At 72.8% G+C, this 17933-nt stretch carries 13 protein-coding genes; 4 read left to right on the top strand and 9 right to left on the bottom strand.

Features of this window, described 5'->3' with window-relative positions; all coding sequences use genetic code 11:
• Positions 1-35: 35 nt before the first annotated feature.
• Positions 36-2165 carry an ATP-dependent DNA helicase gene (locus ACGWYJ_RS33395; protein ID WP_395110514.1) on the top strand — a complete coding sequence of 710 codons (2130 nt, stop codon included), beginning with the start codon at positions 36-38 and terminating at the stop codon, positions 2163-2165.
• Here the strand turns inward: ACGWYJ_RS33395 and ACGWYJ_RS33400 are convergent.
• The 4 genes from ACGWYJ_RS33400 to ACGWYJ_RS33415 all read right to left on the bottom strand — a co-directional run bounded on the left by ACGWYJ_RS33400 (position 2162) and on the right by ACGWYJ_RS33415 (position 7390).
• Positions 2162-2620, bottom strand: a complete 459-nt coding sequence (locus ACGWYJ_RS33400; protein ID WP_395110516.1) for a pyridoxamine 5'-phosphate oxidase family protein — start codon at positions 2618-2620, stop codon at positions 2162-2164. The genes ACGWYJ_RS33395 and ACGWYJ_RS33400 overlap by 4 nt on opposite strands.
• 125 nt (positions 2621-2745) lie before the next feature.
• Positions 2746-3957 carry a pyridoxal phosphate-dependent aminotransferase gene (locus ACGWYJ_RS33405; protein ID WP_395110518.1) on the bottom strand — a complete coding sequence of 404 codons (1212 nt, stop codon included), beginning with the start codon at positions 3955-3957 and terminating at the stop codon, positions 2746-2748.
• A 119-nt stretch (positions 3958-4076) separates the two neighbouring features.
• Entirely contained in the window at positions 4077-6581 is a 2505-nt protein-coding gene (locus tag ACGWYJ_RS33410) for an ABC transporter permease (RefSeq protein ID WP_395110520.1), read from the bottom strand.
• A complete protein-coding gene (locus ACGWYJ_RS33415) occupies positions 6578-7390 on the bottom strand; it encodes an ABC transporter ATP-binding protein (protein WP_395110522.1) in 813 nt (270 codons plus the stop codon). Before ACGWYJ_RS33415 ends, ACGWYJ_RS33410 begins: the two co-directional genes overlap by 4 nt.
• A 204-nt stretch (positions 7391-7594) precedes the next feature.
• On the opposite strand from ACGWYJ_RS33415, the gene ACGWYJ_RS33420 reads away from it, so the two are divergent.
• The 3 genes from ACGWYJ_RS33420 to ACGWYJ_RS33430 are packed head-to-tail and all read left to right on the top strand — an operon-like array spanning position 7595 to position 10169.
• On the top strand, positions 7595-8311 hold the full coding sequence (locus tag ACGWYJ_RS33420; RefSeq protein WP_395110524.1) for a TetR/AcrR family transcriptional regulator: 717 nt from the start codon (positions 7595-7597) through the stop codon (positions 8309-8311).
• A complete protein-coding gene (locus ACGWYJ_RS33425; protein ID WP_395110526.1) occupies positions 8308-9345 on the top strand; it encodes a diiron oxygenase in 1038 nt (345 codons plus the stop codon). Before ACGWYJ_RS33420 ends, ACGWYJ_RS33425 begins: the two co-directional genes overlap by 4 nt.
• A complete protein-coding gene (locus ACGWYJ_RS33430) occupies positions 9342-10169 on the top strand; it encodes an SDR family NAD(P)-dependent oxidoreductase (RefSeq protein WP_395110528.1) in 828 nt (275 codons plus the stop codon). The genes ACGWYJ_RS33425 and ACGWYJ_RS33430 overlap by 4 nt, the downstream gene beginning before the upstream one ends.
• Here ACGWYJ_RS33430 and ACGWYJ_RS33435 read toward each other — a convergent pair.
• The 5 genes from ACGWYJ_RS33435 to ctaD all read right to left on the bottom strand — a co-directional run bounded on the left by ACGWYJ_RS33435 (position 10154) and on the right by ctaD (position 17817).
• The gene (locus ACGWYJ_RS33435) at positions 10154-11479 is read right to left on the bottom strand and encodes an ABC transporter substrate-binding protein (protein ID WP_395110530.1); all 1326 of its coding nucleotides are present in this window, start codon (positions 11477-11479) and stop codon (positions 10154-10156) included. The genes ACGWYJ_RS33430 and ACGWYJ_RS33435 overlap by 16 nt on opposite strands.
• A complete protein-coding gene (locus tag ACGWYJ_RS33440; RefSeq protein WP_395110532.1) occupies positions 11460-11882 on the bottom strand; it encodes a DUF742 domain-containing protein in 423 nt (140 codons plus the stop codon). Before ACGWYJ_RS33440 ends, ACGWYJ_RS33435 begins: the two co-directional genes overlap by 20 nt.
• A complete protein-coding gene (locus tag ACGWYJ_RS33445; protein WP_395110534.1) occupies positions 11882-14539 on the bottom strand; it encodes a nitrate- and nitrite sensing domain-containing protein in 2658 nt (885 codons plus the stop codon). Before ACGWYJ_RS33445 ends, ACGWYJ_RS33440 begins: the two co-directional genes overlap by 1 nt.
• A 169-nt stretch (positions 14540-14708) precedes the next feature.
• Positions 14709-15836 carry a PP2C family protein-serine/threonine phosphatase gene (locus ACGWYJ_RS33450; protein ID WP_395110536.1) on the bottom strand — a complete coding sequence of 376 codons (1128 nt, stop codon included), beginning with the start codon at positions 15834-15836 and terminating at the stop codon, positions 14709-14711.
• A gap of 337 nt (positions 15837-16173) precedes the next feature.
• The gene (ctaD, locus tag ACGWYJ_RS33455) at positions 16174-17817 is read right to left on the bottom strand and encodes a cytochrome c oxidase subunit I (protein WP_395110538.1); all 1644 of its coding nucleotides are present in this window, start codon (positions 17815-17817) and stop codon (positions 16174-16176) included.
• Positions 17818-17933 lie beyond the last annotated feature (116 nt).

The raw sequence follows: 17933 nt of genomic DNA on the forward strand, positions 1-17933 counted from the left end.
GCGTTTGTCCCCGGCGGCCGGTAGCGTTGGCCGACGTGCCCGCCCCTGATCTGCTGACCGGCAGCGAAACCCAGATTCCGGACGTCGCGACGCTCCTCGAAGCCGCCGTGAAGGCCATCGGAGGGACGGAACGTCCCGGGCAGGTGGAGATGGCCCGCGCCGTCGAGCGGGCGATCGCCAAGGGCGAGCACCTGGCGGCGCAGGCCGGCACCGGCACCGGCAAGTCGCTGGCCTACCTCGTGCCCGCGATCCGGCACGCCATCAGCGCGCGCACCACCGTCGTGGTGTCCACCGCGACGATCGCGCTGCAACGCCAGCTCGTCGACCGCGACCTGCCCCGGCTGGCCGAGACGCTGGAGCCGCTGGTCGGGCGGGAGCCCAGGTTCGCGATCCTCAAGGGCCGCCGCAACTACCTCTGCCTGAACCGCGTCCAGACCGGCGCCCCGGACGACCCCGAGGACGAGGGGGCCTCGGGGCTGTTCGACCCGCAGCGGCTTTCCGCGCTGGGCCGCCAGGTCAAGCGGCTGAACGAGTGGGCGGAGGAGACCACCACCGGCGACCGCGACGAGCTCGTCCCCGGGGTGAGCGAGCAGGCGTGGCGGCAGGTCGCGGTGACCGCCAGGGAATGCCTGGGCGCCCAGCGCTGCCCGCAGGGCACCGAGTGCTTCGCGGAGCTGGCGCGGGCGCGGGCCGGCGAGGCGCACATCGTGGTCACCAACCACGCGCTGCTGGCCATCGACGCCCTGGAGGACTTCCAGGTCCTGCCCGAGCACGACGTGGTGATCGTGGACGAGGCGCACGAGCTGGTCGACCGGGTCACCTCGGTCGCCACCGGCGACCTGAGCGCGGCGGGCGTGGAGACGGCCGCGCGCCGCTGCGGACGGCTCGTCGAGGACGGGGTGGCGGACCGGCTCAAGGAGGCCGCCGAAGGGTTGGGCCTGGTCCTGGAGGACCTGAACGACGGCCGTATGGACGTCCTGTCCCCCGCCCTCGGCACCACCCTCGCCGCCGTCCGGGACGCCGCGCACGGCTGCCTGACCGCGCTCGGCCCCGAGAAGAAGGACGCCGACCCGGCGGACATGGGCGCGCGCAAGGCCGCCCGCTCGGCGTTGGAGGAGCTGCACGACACCGCGGGCCGGATGCTGGAGTCGTTCCAGCCGGAGATCTCCGCGCGTTTCGAAGTGGTCTGGCTGGAGAAGCCGTTCGCCCAGGACGGGCGGCCCGCGCGCCCGCCCACGCTGCGCATCGCGCCGATCGGGGTGGGCGGGCTGCTGCGCACGACGCTGTTCGAGCGGCGCACCGCGATCCTCACCTCGGCCACCCTCACGCTGGGCGGCTCGTTCGAGCCGCTGGCCCGCCAGTGGGGGCTGCCGCCGCTGGACGCCCCGTCCGGGGACCCGGCGCCCAAGGACGCCCAGGCCGCCGCCGAAGGGCTGGCCCGCACCGCCACGAAGGAGGCGAAGGACGGCGACGGCGAGAAGCCGATCGCCTGGTCGGCGCTGGACGTCGGGTCGCCGTTCGACCACCCCAGGGCGGGCATCCTCTACGTCGCGCGCCACCTCCCCCAGCCGGGACGGGACGGACTGGCCGACGCCTACCTCACCGAGATCACCGAACTGATCGAGGCCGCGGGGGGACGCACGCTCGGGCTGTTCTCGTCGATGCGGGCGGCGCGGCGCGCGGCCGACGAGCTCAAGGACCACCTGACCCACCCGCTGCTGTGCCAGGGCGACGACTCCACCGCCCTGCTCGTCAGGCAGTTCGCCGAGGACGAGCGGACCTCGCTGTTCGGCACCCTGTCGCTGTGGCAGGGCGTGGACGTCCCCGGGCCCTCCCTGCAACTGGTGATCATGGACAGGATCCCGTTCCCGCGTCCCGACGACCCGGTCTCCTCGGCGCGCTCCCGCGCGGTCGCGGCCAAGGGCGGCAACGGCTTCATGGCGGTCGCCGCCACCCATGTCGCGCTGCTGCTGGCCCAGGGCGCGGGACGGCTGCTGCGGTCGATGGACGACCGGGGCGTCGTGGCCGTCCTCGACCCGCGCCTGGCCACCGCCCGCTACGGCGGGTTCCTCAAGGCGTCGCTGCCCCCGTTCTGGCCGACGACCGACCCCGCCGTCGTGCGGGACGCCCTGCGCCGCCTGGACGCGGCGGCGGCCGGCGCCTAGCCCGGACCGTCCCCCTCGGGCGGGCGCAGGCGGCGGCCCGAGACCTCGTGCGGCTCCAGCCGGATGTACACGGGGCGCTCGCCGCCGGGCCACGGCTCCACCGTCGGGAAACCGGGGCGCTCGTGGTCGGGAAGGTACTGCCCGCCGCCGCGCAGCAGCACGCTCCAGCCCGAGTGCTCCTCGGGGTTGATCTCGTCCACCTCGAACGCGATGCGGATCGCGGTGCCCGTCATCGCCGTCGCCAGGCTCTGGTTGAGGCGCCCCTCCAGGCTGGTGCGGAACACCACGGCGTCCCCGTCCATGGCGAAGTTCACCGGGATCACCGTCGGGCCCTCGCCGTCGTCGAAGCCGACCCTGCCGATCCCTCCATCGCGGATCAGCTCCAGGCACTCCTCACGGTCCAGCGGCTCCAGAACCGAGTGGCCGGACGTTCCCTCTCCCCCGGGTGTGCTCATGGTCCGACCCTTCCCCCTATCGCCGCTCTCAACGCGGCCTGAGGCGGACCGGATCGCGCCCCGGCACCGGTCGCGCCCCGGCACCGGTCGCGGCCCGGACCGGGCCGGGCCGGGCCGGGCCGACGTCAGCGGCGCCTGGTCTCCAGGAAGTCGCCGATCCGCCCGATCGCCTCCTCCAGATCGTCGGCGTACTGGAGCGTCACCACCCGGAAGTGGTCGGTGGCGGGCCAGTTGAACCCGGTGCCCTGCACGACCAGGATCCGCTGCTGCTCCAGTAGGTCGAACGCGAACCGGACGTCGTCCTCGATCGGGTACATCTCCGGGTCGAGCCGCGGAAAGACGTACAGGGCGCCCCGCGGCTTGACGCAGGACACGCCGGGCAGCCCGTTCAGCAGCTTCCACGCCCGGTCGCGCTGCTCGCCCAGCCGCCCGGTGGGCAGCACCAGGTCGCCGATGCTCTGGTAGCCGCCGAGCGCCGCCTGGATGGCGTGCTGCCCGGGGACGTTGGGGCACAGCCGCATGTTCGCCAGGATCTCCAGGCCCTCGATGTAGGACTCGGCGCCGTCCATGGGCCCCGACAGCACGACCCAGCCGGACCGGAACCCCGCGACCCGGTAGTTCTTCGACAGCCCGCCGAAGGTGAGGCACAGCAGGTCGGGCGCCAGCGAGGCGATGGAGATGTGCTCGGCGTCGTCGTAGAGGATCCGGTCGTAGATCTCGTCCGCGAAGATGATCAGCCGGTGCCGGCGGGCCAGCTCCACGATCCGCTCCAGCACCGGGCGCGGGTAGACGGCGCCGGTCGGGTTGTTCGGATTGATGATCACGATCGCCTTGGTGCGGTCGGTGACCTTGGCCTCGATGTCGTCCAGCGCGGGCGCCCAGGCGGCGGCCTCGTCGCACAGGTAGTGGACGGGCGTGCCGCCGCACAGCGACACCGCGGCCGTCCACAGCGGGTAGTCGGGTGCCGGGATCAGCACCTGGTCGCCGTCGTCCAGCAACGCCTGGAGCGTCATCACGATCAGCTCGGACACGCCGTTGCCCAGGTAGACGTCCTCCACGTCCACCCCCGCCACGCCCTGCTCGTGGTAGCGCTGCGCCACGGCGCGGCGGGCGGGCAGGATGCCCTTGGAGTCGCTGTAGCCGTGCGCCTCCGGCAGGTTGCGGACCATGTCCTGGAGCAGCTCGGGCGGGGCCTCGAACCCGAACGGCGCGGGGTTGCCGATATGCAGCTTGAGGATCTTCTGCCCCTCCGCCTCCAGTTGCCTGGCCCGCCTGAGCACCGGTCCCCTGATGTCGTAACAGACGTTGGTCAGCTTGGCCGACTGGATGACCTGCATGAACCCACCTTAGCCACCGGCGATCAGCGTCGTCGGCCCGGCCCGGTGAAGCCCATGCCGGACTTTTACGGCGTGCCGCCCGTCCTTGGGGACCGGGCGGCACGCCGCGTGCCCGGCGCTCAGGGCGCCGCGATCGAGTCGAGGACGCCCCTCGCCGCGGCACGGCGGGCCGGGCGGACGGACGCCAGGACCCCCGCCACCGCGCCCACCACGACGATCATCCCGAGCTGGACGGGCAGGGCCGCGAACGGATCGCCCATCGCGCGGGTGAGGCCCCAGCCTGCGAACAGCCCGAGCCCCGCGCCGCCGGCCGTGCCGAACAGCGCCACGATCACCGCTTCCCACCGCACCATCGACCGGACCTGGGGACGGGTCGCGCCGACCGCCCGCAGCAGCCCCAGCTCCCTGGTGCGCTCGTGGACGGAGAGCGACAGCGTGTTGGCGATGCCGAGCAGCGCGATCACGATCGCCAGCGCGAGCATCCCGTACACGACGCTCAGGAAGGTGCCCATGTCGGAGGTCTGCGCGGCCACGTAGCCGTCCCGGTCCTGGACGGGCGGCGCCCCGTGCGGGCGGGCCAGCGCGCTGATCGCGTCGCGCGCCTCGGCCTCGGACGCGCCCGGACGCAGCTTGACGAACGCCATGCCGTCCAGCGACCGCCCGTTGTGCGCGTTCCACGCCGTCCGGGGGATGAGGTAGTCGCCCGTGACGTCGGCGTTCCGGTAGACGGCGCCGACCGTGAGGGTCTGCCGCGAACCGTCGGAGTACAGGACGGGCACCGCCGTCCCGACCCGCCAGCCCCGCTCGGCCGCCGCCTCCTGCGACACCGCCAGCGTGTCCGACAGCGCGCCCGCGGTCACCTCCAGGTCCAGGACCCGGCCGAGCCGCGCCGGGTCGCCCACGCGGACGCCCGCGTTCTCCCCGGCCAGCCGGGCGTTGCCGCGCCCGATCCCGGCGGCGGCCTCGACCTGCGGCAGCCGCGCCACCGCGTCGGTCAGGTCCGTGCCGAACCCGCCCGTGTCGTTGGTGCCGCCGTTGATGATCAGCCCGCCGTGGAACGAGCCGGCGACGCCGTCCTCCACGGACGCCCGCAGCGACCCCGCGAACACCGTCATCAAGGTGACGACCCCGACCCCCACCATCAGCGCCGTCGCGGCGCCCGCCGTACGGCGCGGGCCGCGGGCCGCGTTGTCGCGGGCCAGCCGCCCCGGCACCCCGCGCAGCCGCGCGGCGGGAGCGCCCGCCAGGGTCGCGGCGGGACGGGCGGCGACCGGGCCGAGCATCACCATGACCGCCAGCAGCATCACCGCGCCGCCGCCGGTCAGCGGCAGCGACCCGGCCAGCGCGCCCGCGACCACGGCGCCGAGCGCGACCACCGCCAGCGTCACGCCGGCCACCGCCCGCGCCGCGGACGGGCCCGTGCGCTCGGCGGCGACCTCGCGCATCGCCGCCAGCGGCGCCACCCGCGACGCCCGCACCGCCGGGGACAGCGCCGCCAGCAGCGTCACCACCACCCCGACCAGCGCGGCGATCAACAGGTTCGCCGGGCTGATCGCCAGTCCCCGTACCATCAGACCGGCGGCGCCCTCGACGAGCAGCGTCTTCAGCAGGTGCGCGCAGCCGATGCCGCCCGCCAGCCCGGCCAGCGTCGCCACCACGCCCACCACCAGGGCCTCGGCCGCCACCAGCGCCAGCACCTGGCGCCGCGAGGCGCCCACGGCCCGCAGCAGCGCCGACTCCCTCGTGCGCTGCGCCACCGTGATCGCGAAGGTGTTGTGGATGCTGAACGCCGCCACGAGCAGGGCCACCGCGCCGAACGCCGCCAGCGCCAGCCGGAACGCCGACAGGAAGCCCTTCTCGACCGTCTCCTGCCCCTCCCTGGCCAGCACCCGTCCCGTCACCGCCTCGGCGCCCTGAGGCAGCACGGGACGGATCCGGGCGGCCAGTTCCTCCTGGCTCACGCCCTCCGCCGCCCTGACCAGCACGCCGGTGATCCTGGACGGGTCGCGGGCGACGTGCCGCCGCGCGCCCTCCAGGGAGAAGGCCGTGAACTGGGCCTGGCCGAAGGCGTCCTGATCCCCGAACCGGGTGATCCCGACCACCGTGACCGGCGTCCGGCGCGGCGTCAGGACCGCCGTCCGGTCCCCGACGCGCAGGTGGCCGTCGCGGGCGAACCTGCGGTCGATCACGACCTCGTCCGGGGCGCGCGGCGCCCGGCCTTCGACGACGCGGTACGGGTTCAGCGCCGGGTCGTCGATCCAGTTGCCCGCCGTGCGCGGACCGCGGGCGTTGATGACCGTCCCGTCCTCGGCCAGCAGTTGGCCGGAGCCCTGGATGACCGGCTGCACGTTCGCCGCGCCCGGCACCCGGGCGATCCGGTCCACCGCGGACGCGTCGATCTCACCGCGCAGCCGTCCCGGCGCGTTCGTCACCTGGGTCGCGTTCCGCACGCTCACGTCGGTGTCGGCGTACGCGCGGGCGAAGAACCCGTCGATGCTCCGCGACAGCGTGTCCCCCAGCACGAGCGTCCCGGTGAGGAACGCCACGCCCAGGAAGACCCCCACCAGGGCGGCCGCCAGCCGGCGGCGCCGCCCCCACAACTCCTTGATCGCCAGGCTTCTCATGACGTGAGACCTCGCATCCGGTCCAGGACGGTCGCCGGGGTCGGGTCGCGCATGACGTCGACCACCCGGCCGTCCGACAGGAAGACGACCGCGTCGGCGCGGGCCGCCGCGACCGGATCGTGGGTGACCATGGTGACGGTCTGGCCCAGGTCGTCCACGGCGCCTCTGAGCAGGTCCAGCACCTCGGACCCGGTACGGGAGTCGAGGTTGCCGGTGGGCTCGTCCGCGAAGACGATCTCCGGGCGCGTGATCAGCGCGCGGGCCAGCGCGACCCGCTGCTGCTGGCCGCCGGACAGCTCGGCGGGGCGGTGCGCCAGCCGGTCGCCGAGCCGCAGGGTCCGCACCACCGTCTCCAGCCACTCCGCGTCGGGACGGCGGCCGGCCAAGGTGAGCGGAAGCGTGATGTTGTCCCTGGCGGTCAGCGTGGGGAGCAGGTTGAACGCCTGGAAGACGAACCCGATCCGCTCCCGCCGCAGCCGGGTCAGCGCCCGGTCCGACAGCGCGCCGAGCTCCCGGCCGCCCACGTAGACCTGCCCGGAGGTCGGGGCGTCCAGACCCGCCACGCAGTGCATCAGCGTGGACTTCCCGGCCCCGGACGGCCCCATGATGGCGGTGAACCGTCCCTTCGGGAAGGTCACCGTGACGTCGTCGAGGGCGCGCACCGCCGTGCCGCCCGTCCCGTAGCTCTTGGTGAGGCGGACGGTGCGCGCACCGCCCTCCTGGTGTGCCGCCGTCCCTTCCGGCGGCTCCTTCGTCGCGTTCTCTGCCTGTGTCTCGGCCTGTGTTCCTGCCCGTGCCGTGTGTTCCATGGCCGCGATGGTCGCGGGACGGCATGCCCCCCGTCGTCGGGTGAGAAGCGTCACCCGGACTGCGCCTCCGGTCGCAGGCGCGCGGGTTCCCGTACGTCAGCGGTCGTACGGCGTGCCTTTTATCAGACCTTGCGTCCAATTTGTGACCGGGGCAACATACAAGCAGCCTTGCTTGTTTCTTGCCCCGCTCCTACCGTCGAGAACGTGTCAGCGAGCAAGCGGCCACGCCGCCACCGGCACCCGGGCGGGCGCCGGACCCAGGAGCAGCGCCGCGCCGAGACCCGGCGCCGGCTGATGGCGGCCACCGCGGACGCGCTGGCCGACGTCGGCTGGTCCGGCCTGTCCACCACCGAGGTCGCCCGCCGGGCCGGGGTGTCGCGCGGCGCGCAGCAGCACCACTACCCCACCAAGATGGCGCTGGTCGCGGCCGCGCTGGAGCACCTGCTCGACCGGCTGCGCGCCGAGTACGAGGCGGCGTTCGACGCGCTGCCCGCCGAACGGCGCGACGTCGCGGGCGCCATCGACCTCTTCTGGGACACCATCCGCACGCCCCCCGCCGTCGCGCTGCTGGAGCTGGCACTGGCCGGCCGCACCGACGAGGAGCTGCGCGAACTCAGCGTCGACCTCAGCGAACGGGTGGTGCGGATCGTCAAGGAGGTCTTCCACGGGCTGTTCCCCGAGACGCTGCCCGAGGACCAGGTCGACACGCTGATCCGCGCCCTGTTCGCGCTGCTGGTCGGGCTGTCCCTGCAGAATTCTCTGGACGCCGACGCCGCCGGCCACCAGGCCGCGGTGCTCGCCGGGCTCAAGGACTTCGCCCGGCTGATCGTCCCCGACCCCGCAGCCCCGGCGGTACCGGCGGCCGAGAACCCGCCGACATCCCGTACGCCCCATCAGCCAGCCAGGGAGCACGCGCAATGACCAAGGCACCGACCCGCCTCGCCGAGGAAGTCCGCGAGCAGGTCAAGGACCGCAAGTCCTACTACGGCGTCATCGACCGGCTGAACAAGGCGTCGGTCGACAAGCACTGGGAAGCCTACGCCGACATCCCCTGGGACGACCCCGAGTACGCGATCGACCCCGAGGACCCGCGCTGGATCCTGACCGACGAGGACCAGCTCGGCCGCACCGAGTGGTACCGGTCGCAACCCCCCGAGGTCCAGGCGCGGATCGGGCTGTGGCGGGTCGCCACCGCCATGAAGATCGGCCTTCAGTTCGAGAACCTGCTCAAGCGCGGACTGCTCAACTACGCCTACTGGCTGCCCAACGGGCGCCCGGAGTTCCGGTACGTGTACCACGAGACCACCGAGGAATGTCACCACGGGATGATGTTCCAGGAGTTCGTGAACCGCACCGGGCTGCCGATCCGCGGCATGCCCCGCGCCCTCACCGCGCTGGCGCAGATCGTCCCCTGGATCCCGCTGGTCAGCACCGAGCTGTTCTTCGTCTTCGTGCTCGGCGGCGAGGACCCGATCGACTACAAGCAGCGGCAGATGCTCAAGGGCGGGCACGTCAAGCACCCGCTCGAAGAGGCCATCATCAGGATCCACATCGCGGAGGAGGCCCGCCACATCTCCTTCGCCAGGCACTACCTCAAGCACCGGGTGCCGGACCTGCCCGGTCACAAGCGCCGGATGATCGCCCTGCTCAGCCCGCTGATCCTGGGCCGGATGGCGCGGATCATGCTGTCACCGCCCGGACCGATGGTGCGGCACTTCGGCATCCCCAAGGACGTCGTGCGCGCCGCGTACCGGGGCGGCGACCACCGCGACGACCTCAGCGACTCGGTCGGCAAGGTCCGCGACCTGCTCGCCGAGCTGGGCCTCATCACCCCGGTCAGCAAGCGGCTGTGGAAGCTGATGGGCGTCTGGGACGAGCCCGGCGTCCGGCGCGGCCAGGGCGCCCGGCGCCCCGCCCCGGGCGCGGCCTCCGCGAACGAGCGGGCGGCACGGTGAACGTCGCCGTCGTGACCGGCGGCGCGTCCGGCATCGGCCGGGCGATCGCCACCGCGCTGGTGGCCCGCGGCGACACCGTCCTCGTCACCGACATCGACGCCGACGGCGCCCGCAGGGTCGCCGACCGGCTCAACACCCTCGGCCGCGGCAAGGCCGCCGCCGCGGCGCTCGACGTCACCGACGCCGCCGCGGTGGCCGCCACCTACCAGGGCGTACGCGACGAGCACCGGCGGCTCGACCTGGTCTTCAACAACGCGGGCATCGCGATCGGCGGGCTGGCCGAGGAACTGACCCTCGACCACTGGAACCGCGCCATCGACATCAACCTCAAGGGCGTCGTCCACGGCGTGCACGCCGCGTACCCGATCATGCTGGAGCAGGGATCCGGGCACATCGTCAACACCGCGTCGCTGGCCGGGCTGGTGCCGATGCCGGCCGGCATCCCCTACACGGCGACCAAGCACGCCGTCGTCGGCCTGTCCCTCGGCCTGCGCGCCGAGGCGGCGGGACGCGGCGTCAAGGTCAGCGTCGTGTGCCCCGGCTTCGTCGACACCCCGCTGCTGGTCAACGTCAACCCCGGCCTACCCGAGACCCGGCTGAGCGGGGACGCCAAGGACGACATCGCCACGGCCGTGCCCCGCTTCTACACCGCCGAGAAGCTGGCGCGCGACATCATGCGCGGCGTCCGCCGCAACCAGGCGCTCATCGTCGCGCCCGCCAACGGGCGCGCGGCCTGGCGGGCCGCCCGGCTCAACCCGGCCCTGGCGGTGGGCGCCGCGCGGCTGTTCGTCGACCGCATGCGCGCCCGTCAGCCCGGGTTGTAGCAGGGCGACTCCAGGCGGTGCGCCTTGGCCGTCGGCCCCGGAGCGAAGTCGGTGATCACCTTGGAGCCGGTGAACTCGCGGTCGTCGGGACGGGCGATCACCGACTCCCGGAACGCGGCCGCGTTCGGCGTGCCCGAGAAGTTGCCCGCGTGCCGGGGCAGCATCCCCTCGTAGTCCACGGTGGTGGTCTGGCTCAGCGCCTCGTACACGCCGTCGCGGGTCAGGTTGCCGTTCGCCGCCGCCCGCTCCAGCACCGCCTTCAGCGGGTACTGGAAGATCCACCCCGAGGTGTAGGCGTCGTCCGGCGGCACCCGCCCCAGCGCCTGCCGCATCGCGGTGTGCCCCGGCGAGTCGTAGGCGAACGGCTTCCACGGCGACACCATCAGGTAGCGGGCCTTCAACGCGGGGGCCGCAGGGGTCCTCAACAGCGCCGCGGTATAGGCCGGGTTGTTGCCCATGAAGTGGCCCTGGAAGCCCGCCTCCACGGTCTTGCTGACGATCGCCGCCGTCTCGGCCGGGCCCGCCGTCACCACCACCAGGTCGGGCCTGCGGGTGAGGATCGTCCGGATCGCCTTCTCCTGCCGACCGGACCCCTGCGGGATCTCCAGCTCCGAGAAGCTCAGCCCGCGCGCCTCCGCCCCGATCCGCGCGCCCGCCGCCGCGTCTCCGCCGTAGTCGCCCGCATAGTGCACCGACAGCACGCTCTTGGCCTTGAACCGGTCGGCCGCGTAGTCGACCGCGTTCATCGCCTCGAAGCAGTACGAGGCGCCCGATTCCAGGATCACGTCCTCGAACTCCCACTTGGACGGGTAGGAGGCCGGAACCGCGATCATCCGCGCCGAGCGCAGCTCGCCCAGGACCGCCTCGGTGGTCGGCGAGCCCAGGCTCTGCGCCAGCGCCAGCACCCGGCCCTTGATCTCCTGGAAGGCGCGGCGGTGCGTGCCCGGGTCGTACCTGTTGTCCCGGACGTAGGTGTGCACGTCCACGTCGTAGCCGCCGATGCCGCCCTGCCGGTTCACCCGGTCCCAGAACGCCTTCTGCGCGACCACCATCGGCGTCCCCAGGTCCGTGAAGGGACCCACGGTCAGGTCGGAGATGATGCCCAGGTAGATGCAGCCGTGCTCCTTGTTCACCGCCCTGGGGCAGGGCTCCTCGGTCACCCCCGGGACCGGCGCGGCCGAGCCGCCGTCCGAACCGAACCCGCAGCCCGTCACCGCCGCCAGCAGCGCCGCCCCGGCGAGCGCGGCGCGCAGCGCCCTCATCTTGGGCCGCCGTGCACGCCCCGGGCTGTCACAACGCGCGAAGTCCATCGATCACTTCCTTGAGAATGCGCACGTCGGGAGGGCCGGAGGCGACCGGCCGCTGCACCTCCACCAGGCCGCGCTCCAGCAGGTCGCCCAGCAGCACCCGGACGACGCCCACCGGAAGCCGCAGGTCCGACGCCAGCTCGGCCACCGGCACCGGACGCAGGCAGCGCTCCAGGATCCGCTCGTCCTCGGGGGTGAGCAGCACCGGATCGGGCGGCGGCACCTCGGCCGTCACCACCACCGCGATGAGGTCGAGTTCGCCGCCGGGCCTCCGGCTGCGGGTGCGGCCACGGGTGACCGCGAAGGGACGGACGACCGGCCCGGCCTCCTCGTCCACCCACAGGTCGTCGTCCGGGCGGCGCCCCCGGCGCCGGTCCGGGTACCCGCCGGGGAAGTCACGCGCCATCAGTCACCGCCGGAGCCGGGGGCGGTGTCCGTACCGTCCGCGCCGTCCGTGCGGTCTGTGCGGTCGTCCGCCGTGGGCGGGTCCTCGGCGGCGCCGTCGTCCCCAGAGGCGGCGGAGGATCCGTTGCCGGACGGCGAGGAGCGGGGCGCGAACCAGTCGGACTGGCCGGACGCGCGCGCCTTGCCGTTCTCGGCGTTCCCGGTGGCGCGGCCCCGCTCCCACCCGCGCTGCATCGTCGCCATCAGGTCGCGGGCCGCCTCCGGCGAGCGCGCCTCACGCGGCTCCCCGGCGTGAACGGCCGCGTCGCCGCCCCGCTCGGACCCGCCGTCGCGGTCGCCCGCCGCCGAACCGCGGAGCTGCGGCGCCATATGCGTCTGGCGGCGCCGCGTGGGCAGCGGAAACCACTCCCCGTCCGGCCGCGCCTCGATCCCGTCCGGGTCCTCGGCGTCGTCCGGCACCTCGCTGAACTCCGGCCGCCCGTCCGTCCGCGCACGGGAGTAGGAGTCGCGCAGCGTCGTCACCGGGCCGGCATGGTCGGCGGGCGCGCTCGGCACGACCAGCGCGGGCGGCTCACCCGGCCGGGACGCGCCCCCGTCCCGCGCCGCCCGCTCGCCGCCGTCCGTGACCGCGTACGCCGCCGGCCGCTCCGGCGGCTCCACCACCAGCTCGTGCGGGATCAGCGCAATCGCGATGATCCCCCCGTACGGCGACGGGCGCAGCGTCACCTTGATGCCGTGCCTGGCCGCCAGCCTCGCCACGACGAACAGGCCCAGCCGCGCGCTGTCGTCCAGGTTCAGCTCGGGATCGGTGGCCAGCAGCCGGTTCAGCTCGGCCAGCGTGTCGGGCGCCAGGCCCAGGCCCCGGTCCTCGACCTCCAGCGCGAAACCGTGCGCGACCTCCTGACCCGTCACCCGGATCGGGGTGCTCGGCGGGGAGAACGCCGCCGCGTTCTCGATCAGCTCCGCCATCAGGTGGATGGTGTCGGCGACCGCGGGACCGACCAGCGCCGTCCGTCCCATCGGCACCACCTCGACCCGGGCGTAGTCCTCCACCTCGGCCGCCGCGGCGCGCGCCACGTCCACCAGCCGCACCGGGTCGCGCCACGTCCGCCCCGACGGGCGGCCCGACAGGATCACCAGGCCCTCGGCGTGCCGCCGCATCCGCGTCGCCAGCGAGTCCAGCTCGAACAGCCGTTGCAGCTCGTCGGGATCCTCGGTGCCGCGCTGCATGCCCTCCAGCATCCGCAGCAGCCGCTGGAGCAGCGACTGGTTGCGCCGCGCCAGCGTCACGAACACCTCGTTCAGCCGCCGGTGCGCGCCCGCCTCCGACTCCGCCGCGCGCACCACGGCCGCCCGCGCCTCGGTGAACGCGCGGTCGATCTGCGCGACCTCGGTGATCCGGTACCGTCCTCCCCGCGAGCCCAGCGGGTCGTCCAGCGGGACCTCCTCGCCGCGCCGCGCCCGCTCGCTGATCAGCGGCAGCCGGTGCTGCGCGAACTCGGTCACGGACGCGGCCATGTCGCGGCTCTCCACGATCAGGCGGCGGCCCGCACGGATGGCGATCAGGACGGCCGCCACCACGGCCAGCAGCCCGAGCCCGCCGGTCAGCCCGAGCCGCATCAGCACCGCGCTCGCCTCGTCCCTGGCCCGCCGCGTGTTCTCCGCGCGGATCCGCGACGACAGCTCGGCGAGCTGCGCGTCCGCGGCCTCGGTCGAGGTGTGCCACGCGCCGATGTCCACGTCGGGACGCCCGGACGTGGCGCCGCCGCGCATCAAACGCTCCTGAAGGTTCTGGAAGCGGCGGAACTCCGGCCCCGTGACGATCCGCTCGTACTGCGCCCGCCAGGCCGCCGGAAGGCCGCGCGACGCGTCGGAGTACAGGAACCGGTGCGCCCCCGCGAACTGCACCAGTTGCAGGTGCTCGTCCTGGCTCAGCCGGCCCGCCGCGAGCGCGCCGGTCACCAGCGCGTCCTCACGGGCCAGGTTCTCCCTGGCGCGATCCAGCGTGCGCAGGATCCGGCTCTGCCGCACCAACTGCGGGTCCATCGAATGGACCTCGTCGTAGATCTCGGCGGCCAGCTCGATGTACTCGGTGTAGCGCGACAGCGCCTCGGCGCGGTTCAGGTCACGGCTGTCCACGGCCGCGCGCAGCCCCTCAAGGCCGCCCAGCGCCGCCGCGAACCGCACCATCCGCTGCCGGGTCGCCGGACGCGTCGCGCCCGCGATGTCGTCGTCGGCCGCGGACGCCCGGAACCGCTGGCGCGCCCGGTCGGTCGCCGCCCGCTGCGCCTCGAACCCGGCCCGCCCGATCGTCGCGTCGTCCCCCAGGGCCGACAGCGACATCCGCCGCTCGTCCTGCAACGCCGCGATGACCTGGTCGGTGGGCTCCAGCACCTTCTGGGTGAACGTGCGCGCCCGCGTCTGCCGCAGGCTGTCCTGAAGCGAGGTGGTCGCCGCGACGCCCCACAACACCACCAGCGCGGTGACGGGCGGGACCAGCAGCAGCACGATCCTGGACCGGACCGACCTGGCCCTGCCCCGCAGCAGCGCGGGCCTCCTCGCCGAGAGCACGCTCGGGCGGCTCGGGCCGTCCGAGCCGCCGGGGCCGCCCGCGCCGGAAGGGCTCCGCCACCCTCGCGGCCGGAAACGCCGGGCCATCACGCCTCCAGGCGACTGGCACGGACAACGCTCATGACGACCCCCGCCATTATGTGAGCCAGCTCACTCGGTAGCCCGGAACGCTACTGCATCATCCCGAGACACTTGGACCAAATGACTCATAGGCCCGGATCGTTACATATGTGTAACTTCGGCCGCCGAATCTTGATCAGAACGCCCGCCCGTCCCGCGGGCACGGAGGCCCCGTGGACACGGAGGCTTCGGGACAGGCACGACCGGTGACCGAGGACGCCACCGGATCGGGATTCAGCCTGATCAGCAGCATCGCGGCGTCGTCGCGGAGCCGCCCGCCCACATGGGCGCGCAGGCCCGCCTCCAGCGCCGCCGGCAACGCTTCGAGATCACTGTCGTGCGCGGCGCAGACATGTTCGATGAGCGGGAAGAACCTGCCGTCCGCGTCACGGGCCTCGCTGACCCCGTCGGTGTAGAGGAGCAGCCGGTCGCCCGGGACTAACGGAACCTCGAACACCGCGTCGACCGGGTCCGGGCCGCCCACCACACGGTGCAGGCCCAGCGGCGGAGCGCAACCGGCCCCGGGCGGTTCCGCGCAGGTCACCGCCCCGCCGGAGAGCACGAGGGGCGGCGGGTGCCCGCAGTTCACCACCCGGGCGCCGCCGCCCCCGGCCGGGATCTCGACCAGCACCGCCGTGACGAACCCCTCCTCGCCCTCCTGCGCCGCCAGGAACGCGTCCAGCCGCTCCGCCACACCCGCCAGCGTCACCTCGTTCCACGCCAGCCCGCGGAAGGCGCCGAGCACGTCGGCGGCCTTCTCGACCGCGCCCAGCCCCTTGCCCATCGCATCGCCCATGATCATGCGGATGCCGTAGGGGCTGTCCACGATGCCGTACAGGTCGCCGCCGACACTGGCCTGCGCGTCCGCCGCCAGATAGCGCACCACCGCGTCCACCGGCCCGACCCGGCGCGGCACCGGGCGCAGCACCGCACGCTGCGCCGCCTCCGCCACCCGGCGCAGCCCGTCCTGGACGTCCACGCCCCGCTCAAGGCGGCGGAACGCGACCCACACCATCGCGGTCGTCACCACGGTCCCCAGCAGGCTCGTGGTCACCGCCACCGGCCGTTCCGCCCAGTGCAAGACGCCCAGCGGCGCCGCCACACCCAGCGTGGCCAGCGTGACCACCGCCAGCAGCCGCGTCCCCGCCGGACGCAGAACCGCCGTCGCGGGAACCACGGCCAGCAGCGCCATCAGCGTGGTGGGGTCCGGCAGGAGCAGATCCAGCGCGCCGATCAGCGCCAGCGCGGACAACGGCACGAGCACGGTTTTCAGCGCTCTCCTTGGCTCGTCGGTCGAGGGGAGGTCCTACACGAGCATGGTGGTTCGCCGATCGTCTCGGACGGCATCAGCACGCCGCCGGACGATGCCAGTGGCCGAGTGTAGTGGACCCGATACGAAACGAATCGGGCTTCGATGAACCGGTTCGCCTTACGCTCAGCACCCGGATCGGCCGGGAACCCGCCCGACCGTCATGCCAGACATTCTCATCACGCCAGCCTCGCGCGGCTCGCTCCATGCGATGACCTTAGGGCGCCGGGTAGCGGCGATAGGGAAGGTCACCGCCACCTGACCGCACCCGGACGGCGCCATTGCGGGGCCGTCATCGGCGTTCGCCGGACAGCGCCGGGTAATGCAGGTCGAAGGCCGGACGTTCCGACCTGATCCGGGGGATCGACGTGAAGTTGTGCCGGGGAGGCGGCGACGACGTCGCCCATTCCAGCGAGTTGCCGAACCCCCACGGGTCGTCGGCCTCCACACGGGTGCCGTGCCGCGCCGTCCGGTAGACGTTGTAGAGGAAGAACAGCGTCGACACGCCCAGGATGAACGCCCCGACGCTCGACACCCGGTTCAGCGCGGTGAACTCCGCGGGATAGTCGGCGTACCTGCGCGGCATTCCCTCCACGCCCAGCCAGTGATGCACCAGGAACGTCGTGTGGAAGCCGATGAACAGGAACCAGAAGTGCAGCCTCCCCAGGATGTCGTTCAGCATCTTCCCGGTCATCTTCGGCCACCAGAAATAGAAGCCGGAGAACATCGCGAACACCACGGTGCCGAACACCACGTAATGGAAGTGCCCCACCACGAAATAGGAGTCGTGCGCCTGGAAGTCCAGCGGCGGGGAGGCCAGGATGATCCCGGTCAGCCCGCCGAACAGGAACGTCACCAGGAACCCCACCGCGAACAGCATCGGCGACTCGAAACTCAGCCTGCCGCGCCACATCGTCCCCACCCAGTTGAAGAACTTCACCCCCGTGGGCACCGCGATCAGGAACGTCATGAACGAGAAGAACGGCAGCAGCACCCGCCCGGTGGGGAACATGTGGTGCGCCCACACCGTCATCGACAGCCCCGCGATCGCGATCGTCGCCGCCACCATCCCGACGTAGCCGAACAGCGGCTTGCGGCTGAACACCGGAATGACCTCGGTGATGATGCCGAAGAACGGCAACGCGATGATGTAGACCTCGGGATGCCCGAAGAACCAGAACAGATGCTGCCACAGCAGCGCGCCGCCCAGCGACGGGTCGTAGACGTGCGCGCCGAGCCTGCGGTCCGCCTCCAGCGCCAGCAGCGCGGCCGCCAGCACCGGGAAGGCCAGCAGCACCATCAGGCTGGTCAGCAGCACGTTCCACGTGAAGATCGGCATTCGGAACATCGTCATGCCCGGTGCCCGCATACCGATGATCGTGGTGATGAAGTTGACCCCGCCCAGAATCGTCCCGAAACCGGACAACACCAGGCCCATCACCCACAGGTCGCCGCCCACACCGGGCGTCCGGACGAAGTCGGTCAGCGGCGTGTACGCGGTCCATCCGAAGCTGGCGGCGCCACCCGGAGAGATGAACGAGGCGAACACGATGAGGCCGCCGAACAGGAACAGCCAATAGCTGAACATGTTGATCCGGGGGAACGCCACGTCGGGCGCCCCGATCTGCAACGGCATGATCACGTTCGCGAATCCGATGAACAGCGGCGTCGCGAACAGCAGCAGCATCACCGTCCCATGGATGGTGAACATCTGGTTGAACTGCTCGTTGCTCAGGAACTGCCGGCCCGGTTCCGCCAGCTCCGCCCGGATCGCCATGGCCATCAGCCCGGCCAGCAGAAAGAACACGAACGAGGTGATCAAGTACAGATAGCCGATCACCTTGTGGTCGGTGGTGGTCATCCAGGAGACGAAGACCGAGCCCCGGGTACGCCGCCGGGGCGGGGCCTCCGGGATAGGGCGACCGAGCAGGGTCATGCCGGACTCCAATGACGGAAGTGCGCCACGTCGGAAGCGAAGGTCCTTCCCAACTATTCGCCAGCGCTCTTAGCCGTGCAAGGGAGGTTCTAGGCGCATACGGACATAGGCTGGAA

This window comes from Actinomadura sp. SCN-SB, from assembly GCF_043906805.1.
GTDB lineage: Bacteria > Actinomycetota > Actinomycetes > Streptosporangiales > Streptosporangiaceae > Spirillospora.

Bases quoted from the DNA above. Each gene is read 5' to 3' on its own strand.
- ACGWYJ_RS33400 (WP_395110516.1), bottom strand. From the start codon at position 2,620: ATGAGCACACCCGGGGGAGAGGGAACGTCCGGCCACTCGGTTCTGGAG.
- ACGWYJ_RS33405 (WP_395110518.1), bottom strand. From the start codon at position 3,957: ATGCAGGTCATCCAGTCGGCCAAGCTGACCAACGTCTGTTACGACATC.
- ACGWYJ_RS33410 (WP_395110520.1), bottom strand. From the start codon at position 6,581: ATGAGAAGCCTGGCGATCAAGGAGTTGTGGGGGCGGCGCCGCCGGCTG.
- ACGWYJ_RS33415 (WP_395110522.1), bottom strand. From the start codon at position 7,390: ATGGAACACACGGCACGGGCAGGAACACAGGCCGAGACACAGGCAGAG.
- ACGWYJ_RS33425 (WP_395110526.1), top strand. From the start codon at position 8,308: ATGACCAAGGCACCGACCCGCCTCGCCGAGGAAGTCCGCGAGCAGGTC.
- ACGWYJ_RS33435 (WP_395110530.1), bottom strand. From the start codon at position 11,479: ATGGACTTCGCGCGTTGTGACAGCCCGGGGCGTGCACGGCGGCCCAAG.
- ACGWYJ_RS33440 (WP_395110532.1), bottom strand. From the start codon at position 11,882: ATGGCGCGTGACTTCCCCGGCGGGTACCCGGACCGGCGCCGGGGGCGC.
- ACGWYJ_RS33445 (WP_395110534.1), bottom strand. From the start codon at position 14,539: ATGGCCCGGCGTTTCCGGCCGCGAGGGTGGCGGAGCCCTTCCGGCGCG.
- ctaD (WP_395110538.1), bottom strand. From the start codon at position 17,817: ATGACCCTGCTCGGTCGCCCTATCCCGGAGGCCCCGCCCCGGCGGCGT.